Source organism: Nonomuraea sp. NPDC048826 (assembly GCF_043198225.1).
Taxonomy (GTDB): Bacteria; Actinomycetota; Actinomycetes; order Streptosporangiales; family Streptosporangiaceae; genus Nonomuraea.
Genome location: NZ_JBICUQ010000003.1, coordinates 51,311 through 72,655 on the forward strand (window position 1 = coordinate 51,311; position 21,345 = coordinate 72,655).

The 21,345-nt window shown below is 72.9% G+C and carries 20 protein-coding genes; 9 read left to right on the forward strand and 11 right to left on the reverse strand.

The genetic code is table 11. The features are described from left to right. Positions 1 to 51 precede the first annotated feature (51 nt). Entirely contained in the window at positions 52 to 882 is an 831-nt protein-coding gene (locus ACGFI7_RS10800) for an aminoglycoside phosphotransferase family protein (protein WP_393402030.1), read from the forward strand. 9 nt (positions 883 to 891) lie between these two features. Here the strand turns inward: ACGFI7_RS10800 and ACGFI7_RS10805 are convergent, their stop codons facing one another. Further along, positions 892 to 2,718, reverse strand: a complete 1,827-nt coding sequence (locus ACGFI7_RS10805) for a CHAP domain-containing protein (RefSeq protein WP_393402032.1) — start codon at positions 2,716 to 2,718, stop codon at positions 892 to 894. Positions 2,719 to 3,079: 361 nt separating this feature from the next. Between ACGFI7_RS10805 and ACGFI7_RS10810 the strand changes: the two genes are divergently transcribed. After that, a complete protein-coding gene (locus ACGFI7_RS10810) occupies positions 3,080 to 3,679 on the forward strand; it encodes a PaaI family thioesterase (RefSeq protein WP_393402034.1) in 600 nt (199 codons plus the stop codon). Here ACGFI7_RS10810 and ACGFI7_RS10815 read toward each other — a convergent pair. Continuing rightward, a complete protein-coding gene (locus ACGFI7_RS10815) occupies positions 3,648 to 5,399 on the reverse strand; it encodes a protein kinase (RefSeq protein WP_393402037.1) in 1,752 nt (583 codons plus the stop codon). The genes ACGFI7_RS10810 and ACGFI7_RS10815 overlap by 32 nt on opposite strands. Positions 5,400 to 5,421: 22 nt before the next feature. Here ACGFI7_RS10815 and ACGFI7_RS10820 point away from each other — a divergent pair, with 22 nt between their 5' ends. The 3 genes from ACGFI7_RS10820 to ACGFI7_RS10830 are packed head-to-tail and all read left to right on the forward strand — an operon-like array spanning position 5,422 to position 8,666. Next, entirely contained in the window at positions 5,422 to 6,360 is a 939-nt protein-coding gene (locus ACGFI7_RS10820) for a hypothetical protein (protein WP_393402039.1), read from the forward strand. Next, positions 6,357 to 7,436, forward strand: a complete 1,080-nt coding sequence (locus ACGFI7_RS10825; protein WP_393402041.1) for an NAD(P)/FAD-dependent oxidoreductase — start codon at positions 6,357 to 6,359, stop codon at positions 7,434 to 7,436. The genes ACGFI7_RS10820 and ACGFI7_RS10825 overlap by 4 nt, the downstream gene beginning before the upstream one ends. Before the next feature lie 3 nt (positions 7,437 to 7,439). Beyond that, positions 7,440 to 8,666, forward strand: a complete 1,227-nt coding sequence (locus ACGFI7_RS10830) for a cytochrome P450 (RefSeq protein ID WP_393402043.1) — start codon at positions 7,440 to 7,442, stop codon at positions 8,664 to 8,666. 40 nt (positions 8,667 to 8,706) lie between these two features. Here the strand turns inward: ACGFI7_RS10830 and ACGFI7_RS10835 are convergent, their stop codons facing one another. After that, complete coding sequence (locus ACGFI7_RS10835; protein WP_393402045.1) at positions 8,707 to 9,840, reverse strand: M20 family metallopeptidase; 1,134 nt, start codon at positions 9,838 to 9,840, stop codon at positions 8,707 to 8,709. Between the two features lie 57 nt (positions 9,841 to 9,897). Here ACGFI7_RS10835 and ACGFI7_RS10840 point away from each other — a divergent pair, with 57 nt between their 5' ends. Continuing rightward, entirely contained in the window at positions 9,898 to 11,124 is a 1,227-nt protein-coding gene (locus ACGFI7_RS10840) for an alpha/beta fold hydrolase (RefSeq protein ID WP_393402047.1), read from the forward strand. Here ACGFI7_RS10840 and ACGFI7_RS10845 read toward each other — a convergent pair. From ACGFI7_RS10845 to sigJ, 4 genes are read right to left on the reverse strand one after another with little or no spacing between them, the layout of a single operon-like run. After that, complete coding sequence (locus ACGFI7_RS10845; RefSeq protein WP_393402049.1) at positions 11,096 to 12,544, reverse strand: ATP-binding protein; 1,449 nt, start codon at positions 12,542 to 12,544, stop codon at positions 11,096 to 11,098. The two genes, ACGFI7_RS10840 and ACGFI7_RS10845, sit on opposite strands and share 29 nt — an antisense overlap. Then, on the reverse strand, positions 12,541 to 14,190 hold the full coding sequence (locus tag ACGFI7_RS10850; RefSeq protein WP_393402052.1) for an FAD-dependent oxidoreductase: 1,650 nt from the start codon (positions 14,188 to 14,190) through the stop codon (positions 12,541 to 12,543). The genes ACGFI7_RS10845 and ACGFI7_RS10850 overlap by 4 nt, the downstream gene beginning before the upstream one ends. A 58-nt stretch (positions 14,191 to 14,248) precedes the next feature. Beyond that, on the reverse strand, positions 14,249 to 15,010 hold the full coding sequence (locus tag ACGFI7_RS10855; protein WP_393402055.1) for an SDR family NAD(P)-dependent oxidoreductase: 762 nt from the start codon (positions 15,008 to 15,010) through the stop codon (positions 14,249 to 14,251). Positions 15,011 to 15,037: 27 nt separating this feature from the next. After that, positions 15,038 to 15,919, reverse strand: coding sequence for an RNA polymerase sigma factor SigJ (gene sigJ, locus ACGFI7_RS10860; RefSeq protein WP_393402058.1), 882 nt, complete (start codon positions 15,917 to 15,919; stop codon positions 15,038 to 15,040). A gap of 356 nt (positions 15,920 to 16,275) precedes the next feature. Between sigJ and ACGFI7_RS10865 the strand changes: the two genes are divergently transcribed. Together ACGFI7_RS10865 and ACGFI7_RS10870 are read left to right on the forward strand one after the other, a co-directional pair. Next, complete coding sequence (locus tag ACGFI7_RS10865) at positions 16,276 to 16,950, forward strand: ThuA domain-containing protein (protein ID WP_393402060.1); 675 nt, start codon at positions 16,276 to 16,278, stop codon at positions 16,948 to 16,950. A 32-nt stretch (positions 16,951 to 16,982) separates the two neighbouring features. Beyond that, on the forward strand, positions 16,983 to 17,477 hold the full coding sequence (locus tag ACGFI7_RS10870) for an NUDIX hydrolase (RefSeq protein WP_393402063.1): 495 nt from the start codon (positions 16,983 to 16,985) through the stop codon (positions 17,475 to 17,477). On the opposite strand, the gene ACGFI7_RS10875 is transcribed toward ACGFI7_RS10870, so the two are convergent. Beyond that, entirely contained in the window at positions 17,463 to 18,335 is an 873-nt protein-coding gene (locus tag ACGFI7_RS10875) for an alpha/beta fold hydrolase (protein ID WP_393402065.1), read from the reverse strand. The genes ACGFI7_RS10870 and ACGFI7_RS10875 overlap by 15 nt on opposite strands. A 36-nt stretch (positions 18,336 to 18,371) precedes the next feature. Next, a complete protein-coding gene (locus ACGFI7_RS10880; RefSeq protein WP_393402068.1) occupies positions 18,372 to 18,851 on the reverse strand; it encodes a MarR family winged helix-turn-helix transcriptional regulator in 480 nt (159 codons plus the stop codon). 101 nt (positions 18,852 to 18,952) lie between these two features. Here ACGFI7_RS10880 and ACGFI7_RS10885 point away from each other — a divergent pair, with 101 nt between their 5' ends. Continuing rightward, on the forward strand, positions 18,953 to 19,735 hold the full coding sequence (locus ACGFI7_RS10885; protein ID WP_393402071.1) for an SDR family NAD(P)-dependent oxidoreductase: 783 nt from the start codon (positions 18,953 to 18,955) through the stop codon (positions 19,733 to 19,735). Here the strand turns inward: ACGFI7_RS10885 and ACGFI7_RS10890 are convergent. Continuing rightward, positions 19,723 to 20,364 carry a MerR family transcriptional regulator gene (locus ACGFI7_RS10890; protein ID WP_393402074.1) on the reverse strand — a complete coding sequence of 214 codons (642 nt, stop codon included), beginning with the start codon at positions 20,362 to 20,364 and terminating at the stop codon, positions 19,723 to 19,725. The genes ACGFI7_RS10885 and ACGFI7_RS10890 overlap by 13 nt on opposite strands. Positions 20,365 to 20,380: 16 nt before the next feature. Beyond that, entirely contained in the window at positions 20,381 to 21,229 is an 849-nt protein-coding gene (locus tag ACGFI7_RS10895) for a LysR family transcriptional regulator (protein ID WP_393402077.1), read from the reverse strand. Positions 21,230 to 21,345: the final 116 nt, after the last annotated feature.

Below are 21,345 nucleotides of genomic sequence, written 5' to 3' on the forward strand. Positions count from 1 at the left end.
CCAACGTTCTTTAGAATAGTGGTTTGTACGGGTGAGCGGAAGTATGGAGCGATGATCGATACCCCGACCGCCGTTCGAGTCGCCGTCGCCGTGGCCCGGGAGTGGGGACTGCGGGTGGCGGAGCCGGTGGTGCTGCGGGACTCGTACAACGTCCTCGTCCACCTGCGGCCGGCCCCGGTGGTGGCGCGCGTGCCCACCGTCACGCGGCTGGGCCGGGCACGGCCCGAGGAGGCGCTGCGGCGGGAACTCGACGTCGTGTCCTTCCTGGCCGGCCGCGGCTTCCCCGTCGTGCCGCCCAGCGAAGAGGTGGCCGGCGGGCCGGGCGGTGTCCTTTCTCGGGTACGTGGCGCACGACCCGGAGCGCGTGATGACTCCGGGCGAGGTGGGAGTGCGCTGGTGGGGCTGCACGAGGCGTTGGGGGGGTACCTGGTGGAGCTGCCCGTCTACGGGCCTGTGCTCGACGAGACGGCGCGTCTGCTGAACGTGCTGGAGGGCGTCGTGCCGGGGGAAGCGCTGGGGCGGTTGCGCGCGGCGCACGCACGGCTGGCCGGCGACCTGCCGCGGGCGGGGCTGCGGGTGGTGCACGGCGACGCGCATGCGGGCAATCTGCTCGCCACCGCGGGCGGGCTGCTCTGGAACGACTTCGAGGAGTGCATGCTCGCGCCCGCCGGATGGGATCTGGCCGTCCTGCGGGACGCCGGCCGGGTGGACGGGCGGGCGGCTGTGGTCGCGTACGGGGCGGATCCGGGCGATCCGGGGCTGGAGGTGTTCCGGCGGGCTCGGGGGCTGCAGGCGGTGGTGTGGCAGCTCGCCAAGGGGCTGCGGTTCCCCGGGGCGGGGGCCGCGGCGCTGGAGGGGTGGCTGCGGGAGGGGGAGGGCTGAGCGGGCGGGTCAGGCGCGGTGGCGGCCTCGGCGGCCTCCGACGTCGCCGCGGGGCGGGGACGGGCGGTCGGCGGCGCGGGAGGCGCCGACCAGGACAGGCTCGCGGGAGGCGCTGACGAGGGCCGGGTCGTGGCCGGCGCCGACCAGGGCCGGCTCGCGGGAGGCGCCGCCCAGGGCCGGGTCGTGGCCGGCGCCGACCAGGACAGGGTCGTGGGGGTGGGCTCGGCCGGTCGGCTCGTGCGCGGTGATGCGGCCGGTTTCGTGCGCCGTGCGGTGGCGGCGGCCGCGCAGGGGGGCGTCCGGGGTGAAGGGTTCGAGGCGCTGGACGTCCACGCTCTTGCGGTGACGGCGGCCGCGGAGTGGCGCGTCCGCGGGGAAGCGCTCCTCGGCGTGGCCGTGCGGGGCCGGGTGGTCGTGCCTGCGGGCGGGGCGGGTGCCGGCGGAGGTCGCGTGCGGAGCGCGCGGCAGGACCGGCTCCTCACGGATCGGGAACGGCCCGGACGCGCCGCCGAGCAGGTGGAACCCGCTGTACGGGTTGGGCAGTTCGTACAGCCCCGGCTCGCGGGGGATCTCGATCGGGCCCGTGTCGGTGAGGAGCCTGCGGGTGTCGCCGTCGTCCTCCCAGACGAGGGAGACCGGCCGCTCCGGTTCGGGGAGAGCCGGGACCGGGCGGGAGAAGGCGTCGAACGGGCTGGTCGCCTCCGGGATGACGACGGGCTCGAACGGGAAGTGCGGGCGCAGCGACCGCAGAGCGGTGACCGGCTCAGGACCTTCGGGCATCGCCCGGGGCGCCTCCAGCTCCATCGGCTGCTGCAGCGGCCGGGTGGACGTGGTGCGGGCCTGCTTGCGGGGCTTGCGACGGCGGTGGGAACGCGGCGCGTCGTCCTGCGCGGCCGCCGCACCGGCCATGGCCGGCCGCAGCCGCAGGGTCTTGGCCTTGGCCACCGCCAGCACCGCGAGGGCGGCCACCAGCGCGGAGGTCAGCAGCGCGGGGGAGTCCACGGTGAGGGACGGGCCGGTGGCGGCGACGTCCGTGATGACGGGCAGCGGGCCCGTCGTGACGGCGCTGGTGTCGGCGGTGGTGGGCTTGGCGTGCTTGCCGGTCTTCGGGGCGGGCGACTCGCCGGAGCCCGCGGTGCCGGACTCGGGGGCCTGCTCCGCCTTCTGCGCGGTGTCGGACTTCTCGGTCTTCGCCGGGGTCTCGTCCTTCTTCCGCTGGTCCTTGCCGGGGCGGCTCGACTGCGGGGCCTTCGGCTGCTCGTCCAGTTCGACGTGCGGGACCAGGGTGGCGAGCCCGTCGCCCTGAGGGACCGTGCCAACCCCGGTCCTGGCCTGCACGGCCGCGGCCTCGTCGGCCGCCTTCTGGGCCGCCTCGGCGTCCAGCCGCTCCTTGATCTTCCACGGGTACCCGTAGCCGACGACCTTGCTGGTGTCACGTTCCTTGCGCTTGGCCACGCCGCCGTCGATGTTGCCCTCGATGGTGTGGATGCGGCCGCCCTCGACCTTGGTGACCACGCCGATGTGGTCGATGCGGCCGATGCTGTCGGAGCCGCTCCAGTCGAAGAAGACGAACGCGCCGGGCTCCGGCTTGGTGCCCCACGCGTCCTGCTTCTTGAACCACTTGGCGTGCGCGACCGTCCAGGCGAACTGGCCCATCCACTCCTCGTACCCGAGCTTGGTCGCCGCCCAGCCCAGGAACATGTCGCACCAGGGGGCGGAGCTGTAGTCGGCGTCGAACTCGATGTTCTCGCCGTACCAGTGACCGAACTTGGTGTACGCACCGGACTTCTCCGAGTAGCCGAGCTGGCTCTCGAGAAGCTCGATGAACTTCCGCATCTCAGGGGTCATGGAAGTCTCGGGGCCAATCCTTCCAAGAGAGACCGGTGTCGTCAGAGCAGCCCGGGGTACAACGGGACACTCGTGGCGAAACCGGAGACCAGTAGTCTTCCGTGATGCAGGAGGTTACCGTGACGAATCGCCAGGTCAAGCCTGCGTCAAAGGATCGTAGGTCATCCTCGTCCTTGAACCGGCAGGTCAGCAGTCTTCCGTAAAGAACGTGCCAAAGAGGATTTAATCGAAAAAGATCTAGGTCTTTGGCGTGACTACTTCGTTACGCTACCGTGACCTTGCGGAGGGTGACGGATCTCTCGTGGAGCGTTCCGCGGGATACCGAATGAGATTCGGTAAGATTTCCGGCATGACGCTCGAGGCCACGTCCGCATCCACCCACGCGGCGCTGCTCGCCCTGGCCGCGCAGACCCGCGAGCTGATGGACTCCGTGCTCGCGAGCGGGGCGGACGACGCCGAGCTGGCCGCCGTCACCGAGGAGCTGCGCGCGCTCACCGCCCGCCTCGACGCCACCCGGCAGCCTCCCGCGCAGGTCGGCGACCCGCGGTGGTTCCTGGGCAACGCCGTCGTCGGCGCGGCCAACCCGTTCGCGCCCCCGATGACGATCGAGTACCCGCCCGGCGGCGGGGTCCGCGCCGAGCACGTCTTCCGTCCGCTGCACGAGGGCCCGCCGGGGTTCGTGCACGGCGGGGTCAGCGCGCTGGTGCTGGACCACCTGCTGGGCGAGGCCGTCGGCACCAGCGGGCGGGGCGGCCTGACGGCCTCGCTCACCATGACCTATCGGGCTCCCGTCCCCTTCGGCGTCCCCGTCGTGGCCACGGCCGAATACACCCGTTCGGAAGGGCGCAAGTCCTGGGCCGAAGGCCGCATCACGCTCCCCGACGGCACCGTCGCCGTGGAGGCCGCGGGCCTGTTCATCACCCCGGACTGGTTCCCCAAGGAGTACTGACCCCGAGGGCCGCCTGGCCGTCGGGCGAAGGGGTCTGCTCCGGGGTGGGCTGGGAGGGGGAGGCGCAGGCGGGGCCGTCGACCGTCGCCTCGCTGATCTGCGGCCCGTTCGCCGCCGCGGGCTCCGTCATCGCCACCAGGGTCAGATGGGCGCGCCGCCCGCACGCCACCTGGCCGAGGTCGCGGACGGCCTGGCTGGTGTACGCGGTGCGGCCGGACAGGGTGCGGCTCTCGGCGGCCACCTCGCGCGACACGCCGCCGTCCTCCCGCCGCAGGTACGACAGCCGCAGCCGGACGGCTCCGGTGCCGCCGGTGGTGACCCGGACGGAGCCGGTGGAGCCGTTCCAGGACAGGATGGCGACCCCGGTCACGGTGGCGGGCCCGCGGGGCGGCGCGGACGTCCTGGAGGCGGTGGGACGGTCGGAGACCGTCGGATCGGGGCGGGGGCGCCGGGACGACTCCGGTGAGGCGGTGGGGCGGCGGCTTTCGCCGGGCGGTGCGGAGGCGCTCCGGTCCGGCTCGGGGCCGGCGGTGGACGGTTCCTCGGTGGCGGGCGGAGCGGTGTCCGCAGGTTCCTCCGCGGTCGGCGTGTCGGGGGGCATCAGCGCGGTGGCCGGCCCCGGGGGTAACGTCCCGCCGGACGCCAGCAGCGAGATCGCCACCGCCACCACGGTCGCCACCGCCAGCCACAGGTACGGCGGCACCGCGGGCAGCGGCCTGGCGGTCGCGGCGGGCCTGGGGATGGGGTCCCGCTCGGTCCTGGCCAGCGGGAAGCGGAGCGCGAGCGCGGTCGCCGGCTCGGCGAGATGGCGGCGGCCCCGCTGCTCCCACTCCGGCCCGTAGCCCGCCGCCGCGTCGCGCTCCAGCTCGGCCAGGAACTCACGCGCGGACGCGTACCGGAGAGCCGGGGCCTTGGCCAGCCCGCGCCGGAGCAGCCCGCGCAGCGCGTCCGGCACCACCTCCAGCGGCACCGGCTCCACCAGGTGCTGGTCGCGCAGGACCGGCACGTCCTCGCCGCGGTACGGCGCCCGCCCCCTGACGGCCTCGAACAGCAGGCACGCCACCGCGTACAGGTCGGCCAGCGGGCCGGCGTCGCCGCGCGTCCACAGCTCGGGGGCCATGTACGGCGGGCTGCCCGCGGGCACGTCCGGCTCCTCGACGTGCGTCACGATGCCGAAGTCGGTCAGCTTCGCCGTGCCGTCGGCCTGGACCAGCAGGTTCTCCGGCCGCACGTCGCGATGGGCCACGCCGCGCTCGTGCGCCGCCGCCAGCGCCTCTAGCGCGCTCCTGGCCGCCACGAGCGCCGCCTCCGGGCTCACCCGGACGTTCTCCCGCAGGATCTCGCGGAGCGACACCCCGTCGACCAGCTCCATCACGACCGCGGCCCGCCGGGGCGTCTCGACGTACTCGTGCACCCTGACGACGTGCGGATGGTCGATCTCCACCAGCTCGACGGCGTCCTGCCGGTAGCGGGTCATGAAGTCGTCGTCCCTGCGCAGGGTCGCGTTGAGGTACTTGATCGCGACGTACGCGCCGGTCTCCTGGTACGTGGCCAGGAAGACCCGGCCGGTGCGCCCGCTTCCCAGCTGGCGTACGTCACGGTAACCAGGGACCACTCCGAACCCCCCGACGACGACGGCCGATCCGGATTCGACCGTCTCACCGGAGGTCGCGGTTGTCACGTCCGCCGCGGCAGGGCCCCGCCAACCACTATCACCCATCGTGTTGATAGTGTCACAAATTGTGACTAGACGAGTAGAAATCGGCTGGCCCGCACTGGGCACCGCCGTGATCGCCGAACTGGACGAACGGAACGCCGCCCTGGCCCAGAGCCTCTGGGACGCGCTCCCGTACCGAAGCCTGCAGGGGCATGCCCTGGTGGCGGGCCATCACCTCTACCACGTCGCCCCGGTCCACGCCCTGCTGCACAAGCGGGGCACGCACACCGTGGACCGTCGCGAGGCGCCCGACGGCACGCTGTTCGCCTCCCGGCTGCAGCACCTCGGCATCAAGTACGGTGAGCTGACCGAGCCGATGCCCGCCGCGCCCATCGGGCAGGTGCTGCCGGAGCATCTGGACACCCTGGTCGAGAGCGGGAACGCGGTCTGGGAGTCGCTCTACAGGACCAAGAAGCCGATCATCGCCGAGGTCCGCCGCGCGGGCGAGGCCGGTGGCCACAGCCTGCCGCGGCTGAGCGTGGCCGACCCGGAGATCGACGCGCTGATCGGCGAGGTGCACGCCGAGACCGAGCGCATCTGGCTGCGCCCGCCGGCGGACCTGGCCGCCGTGCACGAGGGCCGCATCCCGTCCGGCGCCGGCAGCTTCGAGACCGTGCTCACCACGCTGGTGTTCATCAACGGGGAGACCCGGCCGCTCGGCTACGCCTGTTTCGCCGGGCTGGTGCGGGCCGCGTACGAGGACATGCCGCTGGAGTCGCTGCGCCACATGGCGCGCCTGCTGGCCGCCACACCTGCCGAATTCCTCGGCTACTGCGGGCTCGGCAAGCTCCACGAGTTCACCGAGAGGGCGCTCGACGGGCTGGACCGGATCAGCAGCCGCGACGACTTCGCCGCGCTCATGGCGCACCTGGCGCTGTACGTCAACTGCATGGGCGGCTGGAACCTGCAGCTCTTCCCGTGGCAGCTCGGCGACCAGCTGCGCCGCAAGGGAGCGCTCGAATGAGCGGCCGGGTCGTGGTCGTCGGCGGCGGGGTGATCGGCCTGTCCATCGCCTACCACCTGGCCGAGGCCGGGGTCGGCACCGTGCTGCTGGAGCGCGGCACGCTCGGCTCCGGCGCCTCGCGGGCCACGGCCGACGTGCTGCGCGCCTACTTCGCCGGCGACCCGGTCAGCTCGGCGCTGGCCGTGCGCAGCCTGGACGCCTACCACGACTTCGCCCGGCGGCCCGGCTCGGCCCTGCCGATGCGCCAGGTCGGCTACCTGGTGCTGTTCACCGAGGCGGACCAGGTGGCGGAGTTCGAGGCCGACCTGCCCGCCCAGCGGGCCGCCGGGGTGGAGATCGAGCTGATCGACGCCCGCCGGGCCAGGCGGCTCAACCCGCTGATCGGCGGCGACCTGCCGCTGCTGGCCGCCGCCTGGTCGCCGCAGGCGTACGTGTCGGACACCGCGGCCATCGTGCAGGGCTACGCGGACGGCGCCAGGCGGGCCGGGGCGCGGTTGCGCACCGGATGCCCGGCGCTGGCGATCCACGACGGGCGGGTCGAGACGCCGCACGGCGCGATCACGGCCGACGCCGTGGTGTGCGCCGCCGGGGCCTGGTCGGCGCCGCTGGCCAGGTCGGCGGGGGTGCAGCTGCCGCTGCCCGAGCCGGTCGTGCAGGAGCTGCTCGTCACCGACCCGCTGGAGGCGCTGCCGGAGCTGCCGGTCACGCTGGACGCCGCCAGCCGGCTGCTGGTGCGGCTGCGCGGCGACCGGCTGCTCATCGGCATGGGCTACCCGGACCACGACAGGGCCGCCTGGCGCGCCGGGGTCGCCGAGCAGCTCGCGGTCACGTACCCGAGCCTGAGCGGGATCCGCCTGCACACGGCGGTCACCGGCGCGCGGGACGCCAGCCCGGACAAGACCGCTTTCATCGGCCACCGGCCGGGGCCGCCCGCGTTCCTGTACGCGGCCGGGTTCTCCGGACACGGCCTGTGCAACGCGCCCGCCGCCGGCGAGCTGGTCCGCGACCTCTACCTGGGGCGTCAGCCGTGGCTGGACGCGGCCACGCTGGCCGCGTCGCCGGAACGGGTGGGCTGAGCCGTGGACACCGAGATGACCGCCGAGACGGACGTCCGGTTCGTCCTGGACCCCGCCACCCTGGACGTGCACGCCGACTGCGAGAAGCTGCGCGAGCTCGGGCCGCTGGTCCGGGTGGAGATGGAGGGCGTGCGCGCCTGGGCCGCCACCCGGCACGCGACCGTGGCCGCCGTGCTCGCCCACCCGGACCTGTCCAGGGACATCAGCCACTGGGACCCGAGCGGGCGGGCCACCGTCCGCGACGGCACCGCGGTGCGCCGGATCACCTTCGACACGTCGATGCTGAACGCCGAGGGCGAGGCGCACCGGCGGCTGCGCGGCCCGCTGGCCCGCGTCTTCAACGCCCGCCGCGTCGAGGAACTGCGGCCGTGGGTGGCCATGCTCGCCGCCGAGCGGGTGGACCACCTGGCCACGCTGCCGCCTGGGCCGGTGGACCTGCGCGAGCACTTCGCCTACCCGATTCCGCGGGACGTCATCACCGAGCTGATGGGCATCCCGCCCGCCATGCGGCCCCGGGTGAACGAGCTGACCGACGTCGCCGCCGGCGTCGGCGACTCGCCGGTGGACGTCAGCGAGGCCAGGAAGGTCCTGTACGGGCTCCTCACCGAGATCGTCGAGGGCCTGCGCCGCACGCCGGGGCCCGGCCTGATCAGCGCCCTGGTCCAGGAGGGCGACCTGACGGGCAAGGAACTGCTGGACACGGTCGAGCTGGTGTTCATCGCCGGCCACGTCACGACCGTCAACCTGCTCACCAACGGCGCCCGCGCCCTGCTCCGCGAGCCGGGCCAGCTCGCCCTCGCGCTCTCGGGCGAGCTGTCGTGGAGCGCCGTGGTCGAGGAGACCATGCGCTGGGACTCGCCGATCGCCCACTTCCCGATGCGGTACGCGGTCCGCGACCTGGAGATCGACGGGGTACGGGTGCGCAAGGGCGAGGCGGTGGTCGCCTGCTTCGCCTCGGCCGGCCGCGACCCGGAGCGCTACGGGGAGCGGGCCTGCCGGTTCGACGCGGTGGCGGCGCAGCCGGGCCACCTGTCGTTCGGGCACGGCCGGCACTTCTGCCTGGGGGCGCCGCTGGCCCGGCTGGAGGGCGAGATCGCGCTGGCCAGGTTGTTCGCGGCCTACCCGGACATGCGGCTCGCCGCGCCGGACGCCGGCACCCGGCCGCTCGGGTCGGTGCTGGGCAACAGCACCAGGACCCTGCCGGTGCTGCTCGGCGAGCGCCGCGACTGAGGGGAGGGCCGCCCGCCGCGTCCCGGCGGGCGGCCCCGTCTCACCCCAGCGCCGAGATCAGCCCGACGGTCAGCGCGGTGCGCTCGGGGATGTGGCCGACCAGCACGTGCTCGTGCCGGGCGTGCGCGCCGTCGCCGACTGCGCCGATGCCGTCGAGGACCGGCCTGCCCAGCGCGGAGACGAAGTTGCCGTCACTGGCGCCGCCCACCGCCGCCTCCTCCAGCGTCCAGCCCTGCCCGGCGGCGACCGCCTGGGCCTCCTTGAACAGGCGCCGCGACGCCGGGTTCGGCGTCATCGGCGGCCGGTTCCAGCCGCCGGACACCGACACCGTCACGCGCGGGTCGTCGGCCCGCAGCCCGGCGAACACCTCGTCGATCCTGGCCATCTCCGCGAAGTCGCTCACCCGCACGTCGACGCCGCACGTCGCCAGGCCCGCGGCCACGTTGCGGCCGGTGCCGCCGCTGATCAGGCCGACGTTCACGGTCGTGCCCCGCTCCGGCGCGCCCGCCGCGACGATCCGCGAGACGATCCCGGCCAGTGCGTGGACGGCGCTCGCGCCTGCCGCCGGGTCCAGCCCGGCGTGCGCCTCCACGCCGGTCACCGTCACGTCGAACAGCCCCACGCCCTTGCGCGACGTCTTCAGCGCGCCGCGCAGCGACGCCTCGAACACCAAGGTGGCCAGGCAACCCTCGCTGACCGCCTCGATGTGCGGCCGCGACGCCAGGCTGCCGATCTCCTCGTCACCGTTGAACAGGAACCGCACGCCCGGATGCGGCAGCCCGAGCCCGCGCAGCCCGCGCACCGCCCAGATCGCCTGCACCAGCCCCGTCTTCATGTCGAACACGCCGGGCCCGGTCATCGTGCCGTCCTCGATCGCGAACGGCCAGTCGGCCAGCGTGCCCGCCGGCCACACCGTGTCGTAGTGGCCCAGCAGCAGCACCTCGCCCGGCGCGGTGCCCGCGTACCGCAGCTCCAGCACGTCCCCGTACGGCCCGCCCGCGTGCAGCGTCTCGCCGGCGGGCGGGCCGAGCCGCTCGGCGGTCAGCTCGCGCAGCGCGGTCAGCCCGCGGGCCAGCGCCGGCTTGTCGTGGCTGTGGGTCTCCAGTTCGACCAGGGCCTTGATGTCGTCCAGCATGGCGGGCAGCGCCTGCCGGGACCACTCGTCGATCGACATGGGGTTCCTTTCTGGGGAGGTACGGGCGCCGGGGGTCGCGCCCTTAGGGTGCTGAGCGTGAAAGTCACCATGCCCGGCATCACGGTCGCCGACCACGTGTTCACCGTCCCTCTCGACCACGCCGACCCCGGCGGGCGGACGATCCAGGTGTTCGCCCGCGAGATCCGCGACCCGGCCGTGACCGGAGACCTGCCGTGGGCGCTGTTCCTGCAGGGCGGCCCCGGCGGCAAGTCGCCCCGGCCCACCGGACCCGGCCACTGGCGGCCCCTGCTGCGCACCCACCGGGTGCTCCTGCTGGACCAGCGCGGCACCGGCCGCAGCACCCCGGTCTCGGCCGTCGGCACCGACGAGGAACTGGCCGCCTACCTTCGCCACTTCCGGGCCGACGCGATCGTCGCCGACTGCGAGCACATCAGGAAGGCGCTCGGCGTCGACAAGTGGGAGACGTGGGGGCAGAGCTACGGCGGCTTCGTCACCCTCGCCTACCTCTCCCAGGCGCCCGAAGGACTCCGGGCCTGCCACATAACCGGCGGCCTGCCGGGCCTCGACGCCACCGCCGACGACGTCTACGCCCGCACCTACGAGCGGGTCCGCGCCAAGGTCCGCCGCCACTACCTGCGCTACCCGGAGGACGAGACCGCGGCCCGGCGCATCGCCGAGCATCTCGCCGGCGAGGAGGTGCTGCTGCCCGACGGCGACCGCCTCACCGTCGAGCGCTTCCGTACGCTCGGCATGAAGCTCGGCATGGGCGACGGCTCCGAACGCCTCCACTGGCAGCTCACCGAGGCCTGGCACGGCGACCGGCTCGCCGACCCGTTCCTGTACGAGGTCATGACGGAGACCGGGTTCGTCGGCAACCCGCTCTACGCCGTGCTGCACGAGCCCATCTACTCGCAGGGCACCGCCACCCGGTGGTCGGCCGAACGGCTGTTCCCCGACGACTTCGGCACGTTCGGCATGTTCACCGGCGAGATGGTCTATCCGTGGATGTTCGACGCGATCCGCTCGCTGCGCCCGTTCAAGGGCGCCGCCGAGCTGCTCGCCGCCGCGGACGACTGGCCGCCGTTGTACGACCCCGACCGGCTGGCCGCCAACGACGTGCCGGTCGCCGCCGTCGTCTATCACGACGACATGTACGTCGACGCCGGGCTCTCGCTGGAGTCCGCGGCGCGGGTCGGCAACCTGCGCGTGTGGGTGACCAACGAATGGGAGCACGACGGCTTCCGCGTGGCCGCCGACCAGATCGTGCCCCGGCTCATGCGGATGGTGACCGACCCTCGGTAGCCTCGCGCAGCGGCAGCCGCACCTCGAACCACGTCTCCCCGGGCTCCGAGCGCACCTTGATCTCGCCGCCGTGCCGCCCGGCCACGATCCGGTACGAGATGTCGAGCCCTAGCCCGGTGCCCTCGCCGACGGACTTGGTGGTGAAGAACGGCTCGAAGATCCGCTCCTTGATCTCCTCCGGCACGCCGTGGCCGGTGTCGCCGATCTCCACGATCGCCTCGTCCTCGTCGTGGGCGGTGCGGATGGTCAGCGTGCCCTCCTCGCCCATGGCGTCGATGGCGTTGTGCATGAGGTTGGTCCACACCTGGTTGAGCTCGCCGCCGTAGCAGGGCACCGGCGGCAGCGTGCGGTCGTAGTCGGTGACCACGGTGATGCCCGGCGGCAGCTTGCCGCGGAAGATGGCGATCGTGCTGTCGAGCAGGTCGTGCAGGTCGAGCACCTGGAACGGGGCCCGGTCCATCTGGGAGTACTCCTTGGCCGAGCGGATCAGCGTGGTGATCCGCTCGGTGGCCTCGGTGACCTCGTTGAGCATCTGCGAGATCTCCACCGCCTCCGACAGCCAGCGCAGTGCCGCCGGGGCGTGCTCCTCGCCCACCTTGCGCCGCACCTTGTCCAGGTGCTCGCTGCCGAACCCGGCGTTCACCAGGGCGGGGGCGAGGTCCCAGGCGTCCTCGACGCCGAGCGCGTCCAGCGCGTCGCCCAGCTCGTCCTCGGCGTCGGAGATCTCCAGCGGGGTGCGCGGAGGCAGCTTGCCGACCGCCTCCATGCACGACTCCTGCATGTCGATCAGCGCGCGCAGCCGCTCGGGCGGGATGCCGTTCTCGGCGAGCATGGCCAGCTCCACCCGCGACGACCTGACCAGCGAGCGCAGCTCGCCCACCGCGCGCACCGCGGCCGCCGCCGGGTTGTTCAGCTCGTGGGTGAGCCCGGCGGTGATCGTGCCGAGCGCGGTCAGCCGCTGCCGCCTGTCGATCATCTCCCGCTGCAGGCGCCCGCCCGACTGCATCCCGTCGAGCAGGTGCATCGCCATCGGGAACCACTCGGCCACGATGTAGGCGAACTTCCTGGCCGGAAGCACGAACATGCGCGACGGGGCGGTGGCCCGCAGCGTGTGCTGGTAGGTCTGCGGCGCCCGCGCGCCCATGTAGGCCGAGGTGGCGCCGCCGTACACGCCGGGCTGCGAGGTGCGCGGCATGGCGACGGTGCCGGCGCTGACGGTCTCGGAGATCATCTGCACCTCGCCCTCCATCAGCACCACGAAGCAGTCGGCGGGCTCGCCCTGGCGGACGACGTCCTCGTCCTGCCCGAAGGTCGCCATCCGGCCGCTGGTGGCCAGCTTGGTGAGCTGCTCGTCGGTCAGCCGCTCGAACAGGAAGAGCTTGCGCAGTTCGTCGATGTCGACGGTGCTCGTGTCGTTCACTGCTTCTCCAAATAGCGGTGTACGAGCGCGACGGCCATCGCGCCCTCCCCGACGGCGGAGGCCACCCTCTTGATCGACTCGGCGCGCACGTCACCGGCCGCGAGCACTCCCGGCACGTTCGTCTCCAGGTAGTAGGGCTGGCGGCGCAGCGTCCAGTTGCGCGGCCGCTTCCCGCCCTGCACCAGGTCGGGGCCGGTGAGCACGAACCCCTTCGCGTCGCGCTCGACCGTGTCCTCCAGCCACGTGGTGTACGGCTCCGCGCCGATGAACACGAACAGCCACTGGGCGTCGACCACCCGCTCCTCGCCCTTGGTCGACAGCGTCAGATGCTGCAGGTGGCCGTCGCCCTTGCCGCCGGCGACCCGGGTCTCCAGGTGGACCTCGATGTTCGGGATCGCGTGGATCTGCTCGATGAGGTAGTGCGACATGGACTTCTCCAAACCGTCACTCCTCACCAACACGTGCACGGTCTTGGCGAATCCCGCCAGGTAGACGGCCGCCTGACCGGCCGAGTTGGCCGCGCCCACGATGTAGACGTCCTGATCGCGGCAGGACGGCGCCTCCGTCAGCGCGGCCCCGTAGTAGACGCCCCGGCCCACGAGGTCGTCCAGGCCGGGCGCGTCCAGGCGGCGGTAGGTGACCCCGGTGGCCAGGATGACCGCGTGCGCGGCGATCTCGCCGCCGTCCTTGAAGCCGACCACCCGCGCCTGGCCGCGCGGCTCCAGGTGGGTCACCTTGCGCGCGCTCAGCAGCTCGGCGCCGAACTTCAGCGCCTGCCGCCGCGCCCGGTCGGCGAGCTGCTGCCCGGACACCCCGTCGGGGAAGCCCAGGTAGTTCTCGATGCGCGAGCTCTGGCCCGCCTGCCCGCCCGAGGCGTGCGCCTCCACCAGCACCGTGCGCAGGCCCTCCGACGCGCCGTAGACGGCCGCGCCCAGCCCCGCCGGGCCGCCGCCCACCACGATCAGGTCGTAGAAGTCGGTGGCCGGCGTGGTCGACAGGCCCACCGTCGAGGCCAGCGTCGACTGGTCGGGCGCCTGCAGCATCGACCCGTCGGCGGTGACCACCAGCGGCAGGTGGCAGCCCTCCCCGGCGGCCGCGACGAGCTGCGCGCCCTCCGGTTCCTCGGCCAGCATCCACTGGTAAGGCACGTGGTTGCGGGCCAGGAAGTCGCGCACCTTGTAGGACGGCTGCGACCAGCGGTCGCCCACCACCCGCAGCTCCGACACCTCCACCCGGTCGGTGCGCTGCCAGGCGTCGAGCTGGCCGTCGATGACCGGGTAGAACTTCTCCTCGGGAGGGTCCCACGGCTTGAGCAGATAGTGATCCAGATCCACCACGTTGATCGCCTGGATCGCGGCGTCGGTGTCGGCGTAGGCCGTCAGCAGCACCCGGCGCGCGTACGGATACATGTCCATCGCCGCCTCCAGGAACTGCACGCCGTTCATCTGCGGCATCCGGTAGTCGGCGAGGATGGCGCACACCTCGTCGCCCCGCAGCCGCATCTCCCGGACCGCGTCCAGCCCCTGCTCCGCCGCCTCGGCGCGGACGATCCTGTAGTGCTGCCCGTAGCGGCGCCGGAGGTCGCGGGCGACGGCCCTCGACACCCCCGGGTCGTCGTCGACCGTCACGATGACCGGCTTGTCCATGCCCCTGCCTTCCACGTCGTCCCCTAAGTGCAGGATGCCGTCTTTCCCGCGGACCCGGTCAAGCGATGACGCGGCTTTCGCCGCCGTCCACCAGAAGCGAAATCCCGTTCACGAACGAGGCGCGCTCGCTGGCGAGGAACGCCACCACGTCGCCGACCTCCTCGGCCCGCCCGACGCGCCCCACCGGAATGCCCGCGGCCCGCGCCGCCAGCCCCTCCTCGCCGCCGGACAGGTCACGCAGCCGGTCGGTGTCGATCGGCCCCGGCATCACATTGTTGACCAGCACGCCCTCACCGCCCACCTCGCGGGCGAGGGTGCGCACCATGCCGGCCACGGCCGAGCGGGTGGCGTTCGACAGGGCCAGCCCGTCGATGGCCTCCCTGGCCGACCTGCTCGTCACGGTGACGATCCGGCCCCAGCCGCGGGCGCGCATGTCCGGCAGCACCGCGCGCATCAGCCGTACGCTGCCAAGCAGGTTGCGCTGCACCGCGACGTCCCAGTCGGCCGCCGTCGCGTCCACGAACCGGCCCGCCGGGGGCCCGCCCGCGTTGGCCACCAGGATGTCGATCGGCCCGAGGACGTCGCGGGTCTCGCGCACCACCCGCTCGGCCGCCTGCGGGTCCTCGACGTCGGCGAGCACGGCGTGCACCACCTTGCCGTACTCCTGCAGCTCCACCACCGCGTCGGCGAGTCGTTCGGGGTTGCGGGCGGCGACGCACACGTCGCATCCTTCCCGCGCCAGGCTCTTCGCGGCGGCGAGCCCGATGCCCGCGCTGCCGCCTGTGACGAGTGCGACCTTGCCTGAGATACCGAGATCCATGACTGGACTATAGAGCCGGTCGGACCCTCACCACGGCGCGCGTACCCGGGTGAGCTTGTCAGGGTTCAGCACCCCGTACAGCGTGTGGATGCGACCGTCGCGCACGTCCAGCGCGAGCAGTTGCGGGTGCTCGCCCAGCCGGCTCCACAGCACGGGCTGGCCGTTGGCCGCGCCGATCGCCGCGCCCCCGTACTCGTAGCGCTCCCACAGCCCGGTGAAGAAACGCAGCACCTTGTCGCGGCCGACGATGGGGCGCAGCGCCGCGCGGACCTTGCCGCCGCCGTCGCTGTAGAACACCACGTCGTCATGGAACAGCTCGGTGAGCCCGTCCAGGTCGCCGTCGGCGGCCGCGGCCAGGAACCGGTTGAACAGCTCGGCGTGCTCCTGGGCCGACGGCTGGAACCGGTCACGCCCCTCGGCCAGCCTCCGCGAGGCGCGGTGGTGCAGCTGGCGCGCGTTCGCGACCGACACGCCGATGATCCCGGCGATCTGGTCGTACGGCAGCTCGAACGCCTCCCGCAGCACGAACACCGCACGCTCGGGCGGCGACAGGCGCTCCATCATGTGAAGGGTCGCGAACGACACCGTGTCACGCAGCTCGGCCGTGTCCAGCGGCCCGGCGTCGCCGTCCTCGACCGGCTCCGGCAGCCACGGCCCGGCGTAGGCCTCCCGCTTGACCCGGGCGGAGCGCAACTGGTCGAGAGCCAGCCGCGACACCACGGTGATCAGGAACGCCCGCGGCTCCCGGACGTCCTCCCGGTCGGTCGCCGACCAGCGCAGCCAGGCGTCCTGCACCACGTCCTCGGCGTCCCACATGCTGCCCAGCAGGCGATAGGCCAGCCCGAGCAGCATCGGCCGGTACGCCTCGAAGTCGTCGACCCCGGTCATGTCGCGCAGCGTACCGGTCATCCCCGCCCCTCTCTTCGCCCGCCCGTCCGTCTGCCACGGCGGCCGCGGGGGGTGAAACGCGAGTCCCGCCCATCTCCTTCCCGATCCACCACCCGCCCAAGCAGCCGGGACCCTGCCGTCCCTCGTCGGCGGGAGCGGCGCTGCGGACCCCGCCCCTCTCGTCGTTTTGTGGGACCCCGTCCCTGTCTTCGTACGGGATCTGTTGGAGCTGGTTGTGGGACCCGTCCCTGTCTTCGTACGGAATCTGTCGGAGCTGGTTGTGGGAGTCCGCCCCACTCTTCGTACTCGATCTTTTGGAGCTGGTTGTGGCTTTTGTGCGGGTGGAAAAGCCGGGGCAGGCGTGATGAGCTTGGCTGGTGGCACGCAATCTGATCCTGTCAGGAGGCCCGTTCCACGACTTCGACGCCACGTCGGCGGCGCTCGCCGACGTGCTGGCGGAGGTGGGGGTCGAATCGGAGGTCACCGACGACATCGCCGGCGCGCTGAGCGAGCCGCCGGAGGTCCAGCTCATCACCGTCAACGCGCTGCGCTGGCGGATGGGCCTCGACCGGTTCGCCGACCTGCGCGACCGGTGGCGCTTCGCGCTCCCCGCCCAGGCCCGCACGACCCTGCTCGACCACCTGGAGCGGGGCGGCGGACTGCTGTGCATGCACGCCGCGGCCATCTGCTTCGACGACTGGCAGGGCTGGCCCCGCGTGCTGGGCGGCTGCTGGTCCTGGCCGAAGTCGCACCACCCGCCGCTCGGCTGGACCGGCGTGCGCGTCCACGGCGGCCACCCGATCGTGGAGGGGCTGCGCGACTTCGACGTCGTCGACGAGGTCTACAGCGACCTCGACCTGCTCCCCGACGTGCGCCCGCTGGCCTCGTCCAACGGTCAGCCGCTCATGTGGGCCCGCCCCGTACGCCGTGGCCGGGTCTTCTACGACGCGCTCGGTCACGACACCCGCGCCTACGACAACGAGATCCACCGCACGCTGCTGCAACGCGCCGCGTTGTGGCTGCTGAAGCGTCCGGTCACGGTCAGGGACTGAAAAACGTCACACCCGCCTGCGATCGTGGCTCCGTGGACCAACTCGTGGAACTCGTCGACGACCAGGACGATGTGCTCGGCGTGGCCGACCGCGCCGAGGCGGTCAGGCGGGGCCGGCTGCACCGCGTCGCCACCTCCGTCTGCCGTGACGAGGAGGGCCGGATCCTCGTCCATCGCCGTTCCGACCGCGCCGCCCGCTTCCCCGGCTACTACGACGTGACCGTGGGCGGGGTGGTGCTCGCGGGCGAGTCCTACGAGCAGGCGGCGGCCCGCGGGCTGGCCGAGCGCCTGGGCGCGCGGGTGCCGGTCCGGCCGGTGCTGCGGTTCCTGTGCCGGGGCGTGTCGGGGTCCTACTGGCTGGGCGTGCACGAGGCCGTCCTGACGGGGGAGCCGAGCCCCGACCCGGAGCGGGTGCCCTGGCACGGCTGGATGAGCGAGGACGAGCTGCGGCTGGCGGTGTGGCGCTGGCCGTTCACCCCCGACGGTCAAGACGCCTTCGCCCGCTATCTCGCCTTAGCCCGCCGCTGACTCCTTCAGGAAGGTCGTGAGGCTCGCCGCCAGCTCGGCGGGCGCGTCCTCGGCCAGGTGGTGCCCGCTCTCGACGGCGTGGCCGCGCACGTCGTCCGCCCATGAGCGCCACACTTCGACCGGGTCGCCGTACAACTCCTCCATGTCGTCGCGGGTCGCCCAGAGCACCAGCACCGGGCAGCCGATCCTGCGGCCCGCCGCCCGGTCGGCGTCGTCGGCGGCGCGGTCGGGGCCGAGCCCCGCCCGGTAGTCCTCGCACATCGCGTGCACGGTCGCGGGGTCGTGGATGGCGCGGCGGTAGTCCTCGTACGCCTCCTCGCCCATCTGCTCGGGGCCTCCTCCGTACCACGCGTCCGGGTCGGCGTTGATCACCCGTTCGGCGGGCTTGGCCATCTGGCCGAGGAAGAACCAGTGCCACCAGCGGGCCGCGAAGACCGCGTCGCAGCGGGCCAGCGCCTCGCCGATGGGCACCGTGTCCATGACCACGAGGTGCGTCACGGCGTCCGGGTGGTCGGCGGCCAGCCGGTGCGCCACGTAGGCGCCCCGGTCGTGGCCGGCGACGGCGAACCGGTCATGGCCCAGCTTCCGCATGAGGGCGACCAGGTCCCGGGCCATGGCGCGTTTGGAGTACGGCTCGTGGTCCGGGGTGGTCTCCGGTTTGGAGGAGCGCCCGTACCCCCGCAGATCGGGGCAGACCACGGTGTGGTGGGTGGTGAGCAGGGGAGCGGCCCGGTGCCAGGTGGCGTGCGTCCTGGGATGACCGTGCAGGAGCAGCAGCGGCGGCCCGTCGCCGCCGTGCCTGACGTACAGCTCGGCCTCACCGGTGTGCACGCGGCTCTCCGCGAATCCGTCGAACATCCGGCCCGCTCTACCCGGCGGCGGGCCCGGGATGCGTCAGGGGCAGCCCTGGCCGCCCGGCACGTGCCCGGACACGGCTTCCAGCCGGGTCAGCACGATCCGCTGGAGCGCGTCGATGAACCGCTCCCGCTCACCGGCGTCGAGGTCGGCGAGCAGCTCGTCCTCGACCGCCCTGATCTCGGCGGCGGCAGCCTCGCAGGCTTCGCGACCCGCGTCGGTCGGGTCGACCAGCCGCGCTCTCCGGTCGCGCGGGTCGGGCCGGCGGCGCACCAGGCCGGACGATTCCAGCTCGTCCAGGACCGTCACCAGCTTCGTCTTGTCGACCGGCACCGCGGCGGCCAGGGCCAGCTGGGTGCGTGACGGGCCGCTCACGACCTCGACCAGGACCGAGTAGCCCCACAGGCTCATGCCGTGGCGGGCGACGATCTGGTCCTCGACCTGCTGCAGGCCGACCTTGAGCCGGGCGGACAGCCAATGCAGGTCGCGCCGGAGCGGGCTGCCCATCTGTCCACTCATAGCGCAAACCGTATCAGCGCACAAACGATTTCAATCTCAGATGATTTGTGGTTACATCTATCTCGTTCGCCAACTATTTCTTGGACGAGAGGAGCCCGGGCATGGACACCGGCCTGCGAGAGCGTGTCGTCATGGTCACCGGAGGGTCGAGCGGCATCGGCGCCGCCACCGCCGTGGCGTTCGCCGGGGAGGGAGCGAAGATCGCGATCACGTACCACCGGAGGGAGGACAAGGCCCGCGAGGTCGCGGCGGCGATCACGGCGGCGGGCGGTGAGCCGTTCCTGACCCCCATGGACCTGCGGGACCTGCCCTCGGCGCGGCGCGCGGTGGACGACGTGCTGGCCCGCTGGGGGCGGGTCGACGTGCTGGTGGCCAACGCGGTCCACTGGGGCGCCGACGCGCCCGACCCTACGACCCGGTTCGAGGACGTGCCGATGTCGGCGTGGCTGACCATGGTCGACGCCAACCTGGTGGGCGCCGCCGCCACCGTCCGTGCCGTGCTGCCCGGCATGCGTGCCCGCGGGTGGGGCCGCGTCGTGCTGATCTCCTCCAGCGTGGCCGAGGACGGCCTGCCGGGTCCCGGACCGTACGGAGCCGCGAAGGCGGGGCTGCACGGCTTGGCCCGCGCGCTGGCCTGGGAGGGCGGCCGTGACGGCATCCTGGTCAACGTCGTCGCGCCCGGGTTCACGCTCACCGAGCGGGCTCCGGGGTTCCCGCGGGCGATCATCGACAAGCTGGCGGCCGGGGTGCCGACCCGGCGGCTGTCGGATCCGGAGGACGTGGCCAGACTGGTGGTCTTCCTCGGCTCGGCGGCCAACGGCAATCTGACGGGCGAACTGGTCCGCGAGGGCTCCTCGGCCGCCCGCGCGCCTCACCTGGGCTGATCGGGCTCTCCCGAGGCGAAGCGGCGGGCCGACTCCGACTCCTGGGCGAGGCGGCGCAGCGCCTCCAGCGCTCGCCCGTACAGGACCGTGCCGAGCACCAGCGCCTCGACGGCGGCGTCGCGATCGTCGCTCAGCGGGATGGCGTCCAGCTCCACCTCCCGCACCAACCGCTCCGCCGTCTCGGCGTACGTGCGGATGTCGTCGCCCATGCCGAGCCGGCGCATCCTCGCGATGGTCTGGGTCAGCTCGTTCCTGGACGGGGCCGTGGGGTCCACCTGCCAGCCGAGGTCGGCGATGAGCGCGTCCACCTCGGCCTTGGCTGCGTCCCACTCGGGCGTCTGCTCCGGCTCGACCTGGGGGGTCAGCGCGTAGTGGGCGGTGCCCAGCATGTGGTGGAAGGGCAGCGACTCGTCCTCGATCGCGGCCACCACCTTCTTGACGGCCGCGATCGGCAGCCTGCCCACCTCCACCAGGGCCCTGATCAGCGAGAGTCTGCGCAGGTGGGAGCTGTCGTACTCGGCGCGGGTGGTGGCCACCTGCTCGCCCTGGTGGAGCAGGCCCTCGCGCAGGTAGTACTTGATGGTGGGAATGGCGACGCCGGATCTGGCGCTCAGCTCGGACATCCGCATCTATTGGATAGTAGCACTATCCATGCCGTGCCAGATGGCGCGCCGCACTGAGAAGATCCTGCACGTCGGCCTGCCGGTTCCACAACAGGACCACCTCGATCGGCGGCACGTCTTCCACGATAGGCACGAACGCCAGTGACTCCGGCACCGGAGTCCCTTCCCGCACACACAGGGTGTAACCGGCGCCGTCGGCCACCATCTCGACCACCAGCTCGTGCGTCGCCGCCGATGCGCCCAGCCGGGGATGCAGCCGGTGCCGCACGAACGCCTCCAGGAAACGCCGGGCCCCCGCCACCGCCTCCGACTCCGGCATCACCAGCGGCTCCCCCGCCAGCTCCGCCAGCGGCAACCGCTCCCGCCCGGCGAGCCGGTGATCGCGAAGGAGCAGCGCCCGTACGGGGGAGCGATGCACGAGCATCCGCGCCACCCCACGCGGCAGCGAACCCGGCGCGTACCCGAGCCCGGCCTGGAGCGTTCCGTCCATCAACGAGACGATCTGCTCGGCCGTCCCCATCGGCGCCACCCGCAGCCGCGCGTCCGGCAACGGTGACAGCAGGCGCGCCACCACGTCGCTCAGCCCGTCCGCCACCCCCAGCCGGGTGCACTGATCCGTGCGGCGGGCGGCCGTCACCGCCCGCTCGAACGCCTCCACCGCCACCGTCGCCTGCGCCAGGAAGGCCTCCCCGGCCTCGGTGAGCTGGACCCCGCTGGAGGACCGGGTGAACAACTCCACCCCGATCTCCTTCTCCAGCGCCCGCAGCTGCTCCGACAGCGTGGGCTGGGCGATGTGCAGCACGGCCGCGGCCCGGCGCAGGCTGCCGGCGCGGGCGATCGTGATCGCGTACCTGATGTGCCGTAGGTCCATCGGCCACCTCGCCAGTCGGATGATCGCACCTCTGTCTTACAGAACGGGACAAGCCCCGTGAAGTAGTGCAGTCCGAATGGTGCCAGCATTGCCCAAGATCGTCTGCCTTCGCTAGC